The 13,298-nt window shown below is 37.1% G+C and carries 11 protein-coding genes; 5 read left to right on the forward strand and 6 right to left on the reverse strand.

All coding sequences use genetic code 11. The features are described 5' to 3' along the window. Positions 1 to 522: 522 nt before the first annotated feature. Positions 523 to 1,188: an HAD family phosphatase gene (locus Q0W95_RS03415; protein WP_297790013.1), complete on the reverse strand. Its 666-nt coding sequence runs from the start codon at positions 1,186 to 1,188 to the stop codon at positions 523 to 525. An 11-nt stretch (positions 1,189 to 1,199) separates the two neighbouring features. Next, complete coding sequence (locus Q0W95_RS03420; protein ID WP_297790014.1) at positions 1,200 to 2,249, reverse strand: thermonuclease family protein; 1,050 nt, start codon at positions 2,247 to 2,249, stop codon at positions 1,200 to 1,202. A 94-nt stretch (positions 2,250 to 2,343) separates the two neighbouring features. Here Q0W95_RS03420 and Q0W95_RS03425 point away from each other — a divergent pair, with 94 nt between their 5' ends. From Q0W95_RS03425 to Q0W95_RS03435, 3 genes are read left to right on the forward strand one after another with little or no spacing between them, the layout of a single operon-like run. Next, positions 2,344 to 2,883 (forward strand): chromate transporter, encoded by a 540-nt coding sequence (locus Q0W95_RS03425; RefSeq protein ID WP_297790016.1) that lies wholly within the window; start codon positions 2,344 to 2,346, stop codon positions 2,881 to 2,883. Further along, complete coding sequence (locus tag Q0W95_RS03430) at positions 2,876 to 3,436, forward strand: chromate transporter (RefSeq protein ID WP_297790018.1); 561 nt, start codon at positions 2,876 to 2,878, stop codon at positions 3,434 to 3,436. Before Q0W95_RS03425 ends, Q0W95_RS03430 begins: the two co-directional genes overlap by 8 nt. Positions 3,437 to 3,476: 40 nt before the next feature. Next, complete coding sequence (locus Q0W95_RS03435) at positions 3,477 to 4,400, forward strand: 2-dehydropantoate 2-reductase (RefSeq protein WP_297790020.1); 924 nt, start codon at positions 3,477 to 3,479, stop codon at positions 4,398 to 4,400. 277 nt (positions 4,401 to 4,677) lie between these two features. Here the strand turns inward: Q0W95_RS03435 and Q0W95_RS03440 are convergent, their stop codons facing one another. The 4 genes from Q0W95_RS03440 to Q0W95_RS03455 form a co-directional block, all read right to left on the reverse strand. Then, on the reverse strand, positions 4,678 to 7,350 hold the full coding sequence (locus Q0W95_RS03440; RefSeq protein WP_297790022.1) for a cation-translocating P-type ATPase: 2,673 nt from the start codon (positions 7,348 to 7,350) through the stop codon (positions 4,678 to 4,680). Positions 7,351 to 7,527: 177 nt separating this feature from the next. Beyond that, positions 7,528 to 8,550 carry a M42 family metallopeptidase gene (locus Q0W95_RS03445; RefSeq protein ID WP_297790024.1) on the reverse strand — a complete coding sequence of 341 codons (1,023 nt, stop codon included), beginning with the start codon at positions 8,548 to 8,550 and terminating at the stop codon, positions 7,528 to 7,530. 9 nt (positions 8,551 to 8,559) lie between these two features. Then, the gene (locus tag Q0W95_RS03450; protein WP_297790026.1) at positions 8,560 to 9,066 is read right to left on the reverse strand and encodes an LURP-one-related family protein; all 507 of its coding nucleotides are present in this window, start codon (positions 9,064 to 9,066) and stop codon (positions 8,560 to 8,562) included. A gap of 46 nt (positions 9,067 to 9,112) precedes the next feature. After that, the gene (locus Q0W95_RS03455) at positions 9,113 to 10,081 is read right to left on the reverse strand and encodes a LacI family DNA-binding transcriptional regulator (protein ID WP_297790029.1); all 969 of its coding nucleotides are present in this window, start codon (positions 10,079 to 10,081) and stop codon (positions 9,113 to 9,115) included. Between the two features lie 130 nt (positions 10,082 to 10,211). Between Q0W95_RS03455 and Q0W95_RS03460 the strand changes: the two genes are divergently transcribed. Next, positions 10,212 to 11,618: a sucrose-specific PTS transporter subunit IIBC gene (locus tag Q0W95_RS03460; protein ID WP_297790031.1), complete on the forward strand. Its 1,407-nt coding sequence runs from the start codon at positions 10,212 to 10,214 to the stop codon at positions 11,616 to 11,618. A 325-nt stretch (positions 11,619 to 11,943) separates the two neighbouring features. Beyond that, positions 11,944 to 13,293 carry a TrkH family potassium uptake protein gene (locus Q0W95_RS03465; RefSeq protein ID WP_297790033.1) on the forward strand — a complete coding sequence of 450 codons (1,350 nt, stop codon included), beginning with the start codon at positions 11,944 to 11,946 and terminating at the stop codon, positions 13,291 to 13,293. The last annotated feature ends 5 nt before the right edge of the window (positions 13,294 to 13,298 follow it).

Consider the following 13,298-nt stretch of genomic DNA (forward strand, 5'->3'; position numbering starts at 1 on the left):
CGAGCTCGAAGCTCTTGTCAAAAGATCAGAAGAAACAAGAAAAGAAAGCGGAGTCATAATAAAACAAATAGAAGAATTCTTAGAAATAGACTCTGATTTATAAAAAATTACCCAGTATCATAAATCCTAATATGATATGTACCCTCCTTACTAGATAAACCAGTAGGGAGGGATTTTTATTTGTCAATGTTTATAGACCTAGTCTTAATTTTATACTAAATTTTAAGCCTTAGTAACACTCTCTTCAAAAAATAATGATAACTTGGAGAAGATTTACCTAGGCCATGGATTATACTTGTCCATTTACTTAAAGCTCCTATAATTTCTGGATAAAAGCTTTTTGTAGACCATGTTCAATTAGAAATATGATCTTGTCTTTGAGTGTTTTGTATCAGTTTCCTATTGAAGTTTTTCATAGAATTTACTATTTATAATTTCATTAGATGATATAAGGCCTTTATTACATTCAAAACAGTTATTTTATTTTAAACTTAAAGAGGGCTTGGGTAAGCCCTCTTTATCTTAAAAGTTGTCTATATCTGCTATTTTAAAATCGCCAATTTTTTCTACCCATAGGTCAGCTTCTTCTTGTATGTGCTTCCATTCTTTTTCGTTCCAAGGGAAGTCTTTTACACCTACTGTTTTGAATCCTTGTTTTTTTGCTCTCTTTATGGCGTAGAGGGCATCATCAAAGAGGATTAGGTCGCTGGCTTTCTTTTTGTGCTTGTCGATTGAATATTGCCAAAAGTTTGCGTCGGATTTTTTCATATTTGTAAGATCTGGAGTTGCGAAAAAATCAAAACAAGAGAAGATTCCCAATCTTTTTAGGGCGGCTTGCAGGTATTTGAAGTCAGTTGATGAGGCTACTGATAGCTTATAGCCTTTTTCTTTCAAGGTTTTGATGAAATCTATAGCCCCATCTTTTGCCAGCAATTCCTTTTGGTAGGCTTTTTCTAAATTTCCAACAAAGTAAGCTATAACTTGGTCTTTGGTCATATCTTTGGTGACATTTTTTGCCAAAAATTCGCACATGGCTTCGAATGGGAGGGCTTCAATTTCCCCTTTTTCTTCTTTAGGAAGGTCTTTTAGACTAAAGTTATATTTGGCAAAAATTTTATCCATGGGTCTTATCCAAACGTGCATGGAGTCGAGCACAGTGCCATCTATGTCAAATATTATTCCTTTCATATCTTTCCTTTCTATTTTTTGGCGTGTTTGTATCCAGCCTTTATTGCTGCTTCTTGGGAAGTAAACCAAGTTACATTTTCTACTGAGATCTTGTTGTAGCCTTTTTGTCCAGGTGTGTGATAGATTCCACTATTTCTATTTGCTTTTATTGGGCCTGTCGTTACATCAGCGTAGTATTTCTTGCCCCTACTTTCGGTCCATCTTCTAAGTTGGTTTACGATTTTTCTATCACCAGCTGGATAGTCAAACTTCTTACCAGAGTTCTTTGATGAACTATCATTTGATGAACTTCCACTTTCGTCAGTTTCATCACTCGGATTTTCTTTCTGGTCATCCTTAGGATTTGTTTGTTCATCTTGGATATTTTCATTTTCGGAGGCTTTTTCTCCCCAAAGTCCTTCGCCTCTTGCCTCTGCTTTTTTCTCAATTTGTTTGAAGAGGTCTTGGTATTTCACATCTGGAGGGAAACTTGCCGCATGGGCAAAGCCATATCTTAGGAGAATCCCGTTAAACATCTTGCTTTCGATTTCTCCAATTGTTGGGTTTTTAAGAGAAGTAGGTTTTTCTAGCCAAATGTATCTTAGTAGACGATTGTACCTATCAGTAGTTGATACATCTTTTTCCAAATAAACCTTTTTGCCTGTTAAATTTTTCTTGGTAAAGTTTGATGCTTCCTTGCCAAAATATTGGACAGGTTTGTTAGGGTGAACTGTCTCTGGTGTGTCAACTCCAATCATCCTTAGCTTGTAGCTTTTTCCTTGGATATCTACCTTTACAGTATCTCCGTCTATAACATGGGTAATGGTTGCTTCTGTAAGCTTGTCATCTTCTGGCTGAGCTTCGGTGTTGTTGGTTTCTTCTTGGTTTTCATTTTCATCTTTGCTAGGAATTTCTTCTTTTGGTGGGTTATTTTCTTTTTTAGCTTTTAAGCCGACAGCCTCATCGAGGTCGTATCTATCATAGTAGACAACAGGTTTGTTGGCGTAAGCCTTATCTACTGTCAAGCTTTGGCAGGAAATAATAAGTCCCATAAGTAGAAATATTTTCTTAATTGATTTCATAAGGGCTCCTTTAATCTTTTTTTATATTATACCATAAATTAGTAAAGCTTTTCCTTGGTTAGATTTTATTATATAATTAGATAAAGGAGTTTATATGAACAAATTATTAGATCTTTATTTAACTTTTGCAAGGCTCGGGCTTTTTACCTTTGGTGGGGGCTATGCCATGTTGCCACTTTTGGAAAGAGAAGTTGTAGAAAAGAAAAAATGGGCGAGCCATGAGCAGATTTTGGACTACTATGCTATTGGTCAATCAACCCCTGGCATAATTGCTATTAATACATCAACCTTTTGTGGGCACAATGTTTGTGGCAATATAGGTGGGATTGTTGCAAGCCTAGGTTTTATTACTCCATCTATAATCATAATCAGCCTAATAGCAAAATTTCTAAAAAGCTTTAGTCACCTTGCTTTAATCCAACATGCTTTTGTAGGGATTAGGATAGCAGTTTGTGCTCTAGTTTTTTATTCAGTTATCAATATGGTCAAAAAGGATGCTAATACTTTTCTGAAGTTTTCTATCTTTCTCATAACATTTTTTGCCATAGCAGTTCTTTCAATTTCTCCTATAATTCTTGTGATGGGAGTTGCGATTTTTGGAATTCTCCTAGGAAGGGGCAGAAAAAATGCTTAGATTAATATTTGAATTTTTCAAGGTGGGACTTTTTGCCGTTGGTGGTGGAATGGCGACTATTCCATTTCTTTATGACTTGGGAGAAAAGTTTGGATATTTTTCGAATGAAGAACTACTTGATATGATAGCAGTATCAGAATCAACACCAGGAGCTATTGGGATAAATATGTCAACCTATGCAGGAATAAACGCCTATGGCTTGTGGGGTGGTATTTTTGCAACAATTTCCCTAATTACAGGACCTGTTATAATAATTTTAATTATAGCAGGAGCTATGGATAAATTCAAATCCTCTAAGCTAGTAAAAGATGCCTTCTTAACCCTAAGACCTGCAACAGCTGGACTAATCCTTGGAGCCATGAGTTCGGTGCTAGTAGTTACCTTATTTAACCTAGAAGCTTTCAAGCAAACCTCCAATATATTAAGCTTATTAAGACCAATTCCCTCAATAATATTTTTGGTATTCTTGACGACTCTTCTAAAAGTCAAAAAGATAAACCCAATCCTAATAATCATAGCTGGAGCAATCTTAGGAATTTGTCTTAAACTTTGATTTGGGTATAAATTTAAGCAGAAGATACTAAGGAGGTTTTATGTTAGTTTATATAGCAGGAAGTGGAGCTATGGGCTCTACTATTGGTTATCATATAGAAAAAAATACAGCTAGTGAAGTAATATTGTTGGATTATTGGAAAGATCATATTGACAAAATCAATGAAAATGGTCTTAAAGTTTCTGGAAAAGTCGAAGATACTATAAAAATCAAAGCTATGAAGCCAGAAGAAGCTAGAAAGAAGGCTGACCTAGTTGTGGTAATGACAAAGTCAATGGCATTAGAGGCAATGATGGAAGCTATAAAGGATATAATAGGGGAAGATACTCAGATTCTTTGCCTATTAAATGGAATGGGTCATGAAAAAATCTTGGGAAAATTTGTAGACAAAAGCCAAATAAATATGGGTGTTACAATCTGGGCGGCTGGCATGAAGGCAGCTGGAGAAGTAGAAATTACAGGAAAGGGAACAATAGACGTTCAAAACATTGGAGGTAATGAGAAAGCTGGAAGGGAAATTGCAAAGCTCTTGGATGAGGCTGGTCTTAAGGCAACCTATGATGAGAATGTAATGTATGCAATCTGGAGAAAAGTTATGGTAAATGGCACAATGAACTCCATGACGGCTCTTATGGAATGTACTATAGGAGAATTTTTTGCATCAAAGGATGCAGATAAGATTATTGGTGAAATAGTTCGAGAATTTGTGGAAGTTGCTAGGGCTGAGGGGCTCGATATGGATAAGGAAAAGATGATTTCATACATCTATCAAACATCCGAGGAAGTAAAAAATCACTACCCATCAATGTACCAAGACCTCATAGAAAGAAATAGAAGGACAGAAATCGACTTTATAAATGGGGCTGTAGTAGCTAAAGGAAATGTTCATAAAATAGCTACTCCGTATAACAAGATACTAACCCAATTAATCCACGCCAAGGAGGATATTAGAGGGGCTAAATAAATATAAAATATATGAAGCCTACCGAGCTTGTTGGAAAGCAAAAGCTTCGGTAGGCCTTTTTGGACTTTTAGAAGAGCTAGGGGGATTTATTTAGAAGTTTGATAAGGATAAGCTCGATACACTTGACCTCATAGATTTGATAGTAGGTCAGAACTTTGGACAAAGTCTGGCTATACCTACGTTAGGCTAAGCATACTCTTAGTCGGCATCCTATTTAAAAGACTTAAAACAAAATATGGTAAGAAAAAAGAACCGACCGAGCGGTTCTTTTGATTTGCTATTTTCTTCGTATAAGCTTGGCAACTTCTCCTAGGACAAGTGGGATTAGGGAAAGAATTAGCACAGGAATCCACTCCCAAGTTAGGGATACTACTTCAAAAAGCTTTGTTAGGACTGGGATATACATTACAACTAAGAGGAGGGCAAAGGATAGGAGGGTTGCCTTTATTAGTTGAGGATTTGATGTAAATCCTAATTCCTTTAGGGTAAATTTGTTTGACCTAACTGAGAAAGCTCTTAGGAGTTCGCTGGTAATTAGGGTTGCAAATACCATGGTGTGAGCTCCTTCGATTGAGTTAGGGAAGATCCATTTTAGTCCAACTAGGTAGGCAAAAAGGACTGCTACCGTTATATAGATTGATTGAGAAATAAGGTTTGTTCTTGTTTCTCCTGATATTATTGATTCTCTTGGATCTCTTGGGTCTTCTTCCATGATTCCTGGTTCAGCTGGTTCAACGCCTAGGGCGAGGGCTGGGAAGGCATCTGTTACAAGGTTTAGCCACAAGAGTTGGATTGGGGTAAGAGGACTAGGAAGACCAAATAGGATTGATAGGAATACTATTAGGACTTCTGCTATGTTACAAGATAGGAGGAAGGATACAAATTTTTTGATATTTGCAAATATCACTCTTCCTTCTTCTACTGCATTTACAATTGTTGCGAAGTTATCGTCGACAAGAATCATATCAGCAGTATCTTTGGCAACGTCAGTTCCTGTAATTCCCATAGAAATTCCTATATCTGCATTTTTGATTGCTGGAGCATCATTTACTCCATCACCAGTCATTGCTACAATCTCTCCATTCTGTCCAAAGGCCTTTACTAGTTGAACCTTGTTTTCTGGAGATACTCTAGCAAAAATTCTCTTGGTCTTAACTATTTCACGAATTTCTTCCTCTGTCTTATCATTTAGCTCACTTCCTTGCATAGCTTGGTCACGACTTGTTGCAATACCAAGCTCTTTGGCGATGGCAAGGGCAGTTTCAAAATAATCTCCCGTAATCATAACAACATCAATACCAGATTCGTGACATTCTTTTACAGCTGCCTTGGCTTCTGGTCTTGGTGGGTCGATCATTCCTGTAAGTCCAACAAAAACCATATCATATTCGATGTTTTCACTTGTAAGCTCTGTTTCAAGTGTTTCCATTGGCTTAAAGGCATAGGCCATCACACGGAGAGCAGAACTTGCAAGATCTGTATTTTTCTTTAGGGCTTTTTTCTTTAGTTCGTCAGTAAAGTCAACCACCTTGCCATCAACAAGAGTTTTTGAACATTTACCTATTACAATATCTGGTGCACCCTTGGTAAATCCATAATACTCTCCTTCTTGCTCATGGAAGGTTGTCATCATTTTTCTTGTAGAATCGAATGGGATTTCGTCAAGTCTTGGGTGTTTTTCGTTTAGGTTTTCTTGGTTTATATTCCATTTCTCAGAGAAAGTTAGCATGGCTCCCTCTGTTGGATCTCCAGTAATCTTGTAAACATCACCCTCTCTAGTTAGGTTAGCATCGTTACAAAGACTTGCTATTGTCATGAGGAGTTTGATTTGCTCGTGGTTATCTACAACATCTCCATTAGAATCTCTGATATCTCCCTTAGGTTCATAGCCAGATCCTTCAACTTCAAACTCATCTCCGTTGGTGTAGACCTTGGTGATGGTCATTTCATTTTGGGTAAGGGTTCCTGTCTTATCTGAGCATATTACTGTAGTTGAGCCTAGAGTTTCTACTGAAAGAAGGTTTTTAACTATAGCCTTTCTCTCTGCCATCCTGTTCATACCAATAGATAGGACGATAGTTACAACTGCCGTTAGTCCTTCAGGGATTGCTGCTACTGCAAGAGATACGGCAACCATGAAGTTATCCAGAAGTTTCATCTCTGATCTGAAATAGCCTACTACAAAAACAAGGATACATACAATCACAACAAGAACGGCCAAAAGTTTGGATAATTTATTTAATTGTTTTTGCAAAGGGGTGTCCTTGGCTTCGACATTTTCAAGACTTGTGGCAATCTTACCTATTTCTGTATCGTGGCCAGTTGCTGTAACAAGTCCCTTGCCGTGGCCATAGGTTACTATTGATGAGGAGAAGGCATAGTTATCCCTATCTCCAATACCTACCTCACTATCAAAGACCTTGCTGAAGTCTTTTTCTACAGCTACGGATTCTCCTGTAAGAGAAGATTCATCGATTTGGAGGTTGCTTGATTCCAAAAGCCTCATATCGGCTGGGATGATATCTCCAGTTTCTATTACAACAACATCTCCAGGAACGAGTTCATCAGCCTTTACTTTTTTTCGTAAACCATCTCTTATGATGGTCGCTTCAGGCGAACTCATTCTTTGTAGGGCGGCTACAGAATCTTCTGCACGTCCTTCTTGGATAATTGACATAATAGCGTTAATTACAACTATAGCAACAATAATCACTGCCTCTATGGCATCTCCTGTAAAGGCTGACACTATTGCAGCTATTACAAGAAGGATTACCATAGGGTCTGCTAATTGGTCGATGATTTTTTTGACAAGAGACTTCTTATCAGACGACTCTATCCTATTTGGGCCGAATTTCTCGAGTCTTTTTCTTGCCTCATCGGAAGTAAGACCACGATTTGGGTCGCTATTATGTTTTTTGATTACTTCATTTAAACTTCCTTTATAGTCCATAATTCCTCCATAAAAATTTGCAAAAGATATAAAAAAAACTTTTGGCAAATAAATGCCAAAAGTCTTGCCACCTTGAGGGGTTTATTTAACCGGGATAATTCCGTTCTGACGATTAAATAATTGGGCTACTCCCTTTTGCTTATTTATATTATATAATAAATTTAATGATTTACAAGCTTATTTTTGGATAAAAGCAAGAAGCAGCTCGTAAAGCCCCCTTAGTCCATCCTCGTGAGTTCTCTCGTAGCCGTGGCTTGCAGCAACTCCACTTCCCACAAGGGCATGGCGAAAGTCGTTATCGCTTGCCACAGCACAAGATGCATCTGAGCCATAGTAAGGATAAATATCAAGCCCATAGGCTAAGTCCAAATCTTTGGCTATAGCTACTAGCTCGTTGGTCAAATCGTAGTTGTAAGGACCTGAAGAGTCCTTAGCACAAATTGAAACCATTGTTTCATCGCAAGCTAAATCATCATAGACAACTCCCATATCAACGGCTACCATATCTCTTATTCCCTTAGGATGTCCACTAGCAGCCCCGTGGCCTACTTCTTCATAAATTGTAAAGGTCATGTAGAGGGGTCTATTTATCTGGATATTTTTATCCTTGATTTCCTTAGCGAGAGCAAGGAGAACTCCTGCACTTGCCTTATCATCCAAATGGCGAGACTTGATAAAGCCGTTGTCTATTCTAAATCTAGGGTCAAGAGATATGAAATCTCCGTTGGAGATTCCTAAAGACTTGGTTTCTTCAGCTGATTTTGTCAAAGCATCAACTACAACTTCCATGGTTGTATCATCTCTTTTAGCCTCTTTAGGGTCAGATGAGCCATGAACTGCTGGTTCGTTTAGCCTAAAAACTCCTGTAAATTCCTTGCCAAATCTTGTGTGAATAACCACATTTTCGCCTTCAGCATAGGAAAAAGGATAGCCTCCCAGATTTGTAACTTTAAGCCTACCATTTTCCTTTACACTTCTTACCATAAGTCCTAGGGTATCAATGTGGGCAGAAAGCAAAAGTCCATTAGAATCCCCCTCGACAATAGGCACTACAACATTGCCCTTGTTGGTTTGGTAGGGCTTATAGCCGAGCTTGGTAAATTCATCTAGTAAATATTTTTCGGCATATTTGGTAAATCCTGTTGGGGAAGGGGTAGTTACAAGGTCTTTTATATAGGTTGTTATTGTTGATATTTCCATATTTTCTCCTTATCGTCCGCTTGAAGATGAAGCTAGTTCTAAATCTTTGATATTATTTAAGGCTAAGCATAGGCCAACTAGAGCCTCTGTGTATTTTTCATCCAAAACTCTCAATTCGTATTGGTCAGTTAGAGAGAAGATTTTCTTGCTTACTTCTCCTATAAGTTTTCCTTTGTAGTAAATTTCAAATTCATAATCCCAAAAGTTCCCCTTGAGACTAATCTTTCCATCCTCCATTAAAACGTCAATTGACTTTCTAAATAAAGCAAGGTTGGACTTTATGGTCATATCCCTTTTAGCTTCATCTTTGAAGTTTATATAATAAATGGGAAGAAAAGACAGGAGTTTTCGTTTTATTGTAAAAATCTCCTCATCATTTTTGTAAGAAACCCTAGCCTCATAGCCTAAAAATTTGAAGGTTTGGTCGACAAAAAACGCATTTTTGCCATCCTCATCTAGGATTGGATAGTGGTCTGTTATCTTGAAAAATTTTTCCTTAAAATAATATTTTTTCATAATAATTCCTTTTATTTTCTATTATACCCAAGATATAAACCCTAGTTTACCTTAAAGAATCTCTCAAAATAAGTTTGGGTTTGGTTTTTTGTATCTTCTTTTCATTACCTCCATCAATTTTTCTGATAAGACTTTGGATGGCGTATTCACCAAGCTTTTCATAAGGGAAGTCCACAGTTGTAAGGGCTGGATTTATTAGAGAAGAGATTTCATAATTACCAAAGCCTGCCACAGAAATATCTTCAGGAATCCTTATGTTTTTTTCTCTTAGAGCCTCTATTATACCAAAGGCTATATTGTCGGTTGCCCCTAGGTATAGGGTTGAATTTTCTCGATCTAAGATATCTTTGGCCTTCTCGTAGGCGGTTTTTTTGGTAAAATCAAACCTGTGATGGTTGAGTTTGATGCTAGTTCCTCTTAGAGCGTCGAAAAATCCCTCGAATCTTTTGCCAACAGCATGGTCATAACTTCCTACATCAAAATAGCTTATTTCCTCATGGTTGAGATTTTTGATATAGGAGCCCATAAGGAGCCCAGCCTCATAATCATCAGCAAAAATCGATGTATGGGAAGGAAGATCTTGACCAAAGATGACTAGGGGCATGGATAAATTATCGATTGCCTTCATGTGCTTATCAGTAAGGTCTGAAGCAAAGAGGATTATCCCATCAACATTTAGCCTTTGCATTTCATAAATAATCCTAACTTCCTCATCCATATCGTCATTAGAACAGGCGATTAGCATGGAGTAGGGGGTTGTTTTTAGGTAAAGATTTATAGAGTTTAGGGCGGTGTTTTTGGTGTAACCTATAAAATTAGGAATTATCACACCGATTGTGTTAGTCCTAGAGCTTTTTAGGTTCCTCGCATAGGAGTTTGGTATGTATCCGATTTCATCTATAGCTTCTTTGATTTTCTTTTTTGCTGAATCACTAACAGAGCCTTGGTTTAAGTATCTGGATATAGTTGATTTAGAAAAACCAGTTTTCTTAGCGATGTCATTTATATTTGCCATAAATTCCTCCATTCTTATAATAACAAATAAATAAAAATTATAAAAATCATTTGACAAGGTAAACGTTTTTTGCTATATTAAAGTAAATGGAACCGTTCCCGATTTTATTAAGTAATTATAAGGAGAAATTATGGATTACAAAAAAGCAGTAGATGAAGCCATTAAGGCTGCTGGAGGAAGAGCCAATATTTCCTCTGTTGCCCATTGTGCAACTAGGTTAAGGATTGAGGTCTATGATAAGGAAAAGATAGATATGGCTCTTGCCAATTCTTGTGAGGGCGCAAAAGGGGCTATGTTCAATGAAGGTCAGCTACAAATTATTTTTGGAACTGGAAGTGTCAATAAGGTTTATGATGCCTATGAGGATATGGAAAAGGAAGATGATGATTTTTCTAAAATTCACGATAAGGCTGTTGCTAACAAGGCGAAAAACCAACAAAATCCTTTCAAAAGAGCTATAAAGACTTTTGGTGATGTATTTGTTCCGATAATCCCAGTTCTTGTTGCGACAGGACTTTTTATGGGAGTGAGAGGGTTGTTGACTCAAAAAGAAATTCTTGCCCTTTTTTCTATGACACCAGAGACTGTTCCACAAAACTTCTTGATGTGGACACAAATCTTAACTGATACAGCCTTTGCTTTCTTGCCAGCTCTTGTAGCTTGGTCAGCTTTTAAAGTTTTTGGTGGAAGTCCAGTTATAGGAATTGTTTTGGGCTTGATGCTTGTCCATCCAAATCTTCCTAATGCCTACCAAGTGGCTAGTGGTGATGCAAGCCCTATAATCATGTTTGGCTTTATACCTGTTGTAGGATACCAAGGCACAGTCCTTCCAGCTTTTATTTCAGGATTCATCGGAGCTAAGCTTGAAAGAGGATTAAGGAAGTTCATTCCAGATAGTCTGGATCTTCTTCTTACTCCTTTCTTGGTTTTAGCAATTATGAGTGTATTATCTCTCTTTGCAATAGGACCTGTATTTCACCAACTTGAAGTTGTCGTTCTTGAGGCAACTAAATGGGCCTTGGGGCTACCTTTTGGTATAGCAGGAATTGTTATAGGAGGTCTCCAACAACTAATAGTAGTTACAGGTATCCACCATATCTTTAACTTCCTCGAGGTTCAACTTTTGGCAGACAACGGAAGAAATGCCTTCAATGCTCTTTTATCAGCAGCGACAGCAGGCCAAGCAGGGGCAGTCCTTGCAGTAGCAGTCAAGACTAAGGATAAGAAGATTAAACAAATTGCCTATCCATCAGCTCTTTCTGCAGCCTTAGGAATTACAGAACCAGCAATCTTTGGTATCAACCTAAGATTTGTTAAGCCTTTTGTCATGGCTATGGTTGGTGGAGCAACAGGAGGATTTTTCGCATCAATCTTTAAACTAGCAGGAACAGGAATGGCAGTTACAGTTATTCCAGGTACACTTTTGTACCTTGATAACATTTTAATGTATCTATTAATGCTAATAATTTCAGCTGGAGTAGCCTTTGTTTTGACCTATATTTTTGGATACTCAGACAAGATGCTAAAAGCTGAATAGAAATAGGAAATAGGAAACCTGTTAGGTAGTTACTATTAATTACCTAGCAGGTTATTTTTATATTTACTTACCATTAGCCAGAAAGCTTACTTATAGATTTGAATTTTACTACCTCCCTAGTAAGGAGCGAAAGCTAAGTTGAGAATCAGAATTTGCAAGTTGTTATTTTCCAATTTTAAAAAATTGTTAATAATCTTATCATTTATTTTATATTCAGCCAAAATATTATTCAATCGTTGACAATAACTAGGATAAGATGTAAAATTTTCTTAAGTTAGGGGAGGGTGATTTTGCCAGCCCCTTTGATTGTGTAAGGAAGGTTATTATGCAGAAAAATTTTATAAAAAGAGCTTATGATAAGTCCTTAGAAAATCCTGCTTTTATTTTGTCTATGGGGTTTTTAATCCTCATTAGTTGCGGAGGCTTGATTTTGACAACTCCATTCGTAACTCAAGGGGGGATTAGAACAGGGATTATCGACTCATTTTTTGTTGCAGCAAGTGCCTCTTGTGTTACAGGGCTTAGTCCTGTAAATACTGGTTATTATTGGAATACTTTTGGCCAAGTTGTAATTATTATCCTAATCCAGATAGGGGGTCTTGGAATTATGACACTCGCTTCCCTCATTCCCCTACTTCTTAGGAAAAAAATAGGAATTAAGTCAAGGCAAATTCTCAAAGAGCAACTAAACGTAGAAAGCATGGCAGGGATGATTAAACTCTTTAAATATGTTCTTGTTTTTACTTTGCTTGTTGAGGGAGCAGGAGCCTTGTTTTTGGCTATAAGGTTTATCCCCAACTATGGTCTAGTAAAGGGGATTTGGTATTCAATTTTCCATTCTATTTCAGCTTTCTGCAATGCTGGTTTTGATATTATGGGAGATTCTATTTATCCGCTTAGAAAAGATGTCCTAGTCAATACCACTATTATGGTTCTTATAATAACTGGTGGTTTGGGCTTTATGGTTACTAGTGAACTTTTTTATAAGAGAAATTTCAAGAAAATTTCCACCAATTCCAAGTTTGTTTTGATAATAAACTTAGTCTTGATTTTGGTTGGGGCTTTCGGATTTTTTGCTCTTGAATCAATTCAGGGAGGAGTTCTTGAAAAAGAGGGGATATTAGGTTCTATAACAGAGTCTTTCTTTCAATCTGTATCTGCAAGAACTGCTGGATTTTATTCGGTAAAACTAGGAAACATTAAAGACTCTACTTCGCTTTTGCTTATTGGACTAATGTTTATAGGAGGCTCTCCTGGATCAACTGCAGGAGGTATAAAAACAACAACCTTTGGGGTCTTAGTTCTTGCAACTTATTCAGTTATGAAAAAGCAAAAAGAGCCAGTAGTTTTTAATAGGCACATAAGTGATGAGTCTATCAAAAAAGCCTTGTCAATTTTTACCATCTCTTTTGCTATAGTGCTACTTGTAACATTTATCATAACAATCACAGATGGATTCCCTCTTATAGATATCCTTTATGAAACGGTATCAGCTCTTGCTACTGTGGGGGCAAGCAGGGGAATTACTGAAAATTTGTCAAATATAGCGAAAATTCTCATAGGTTTGTGTATGTACTTGGGCAGGATTGGCCCTATGACTATGGCCTTTGCCTTTGGACTAAAGGCAGATGATAATTTGATAAGGTATCCAGAAAGTTTTATTAGTTTAGGTTAGGAGAT

The organism is uncultured Anaerococcus sp. (assembly GCF_947253225.1).
Taxonomy (GTDB): Bacteria; Bacillota; Clostridia; order Tissierellales; family Peptoniphilaceae; genus Anaerococcus.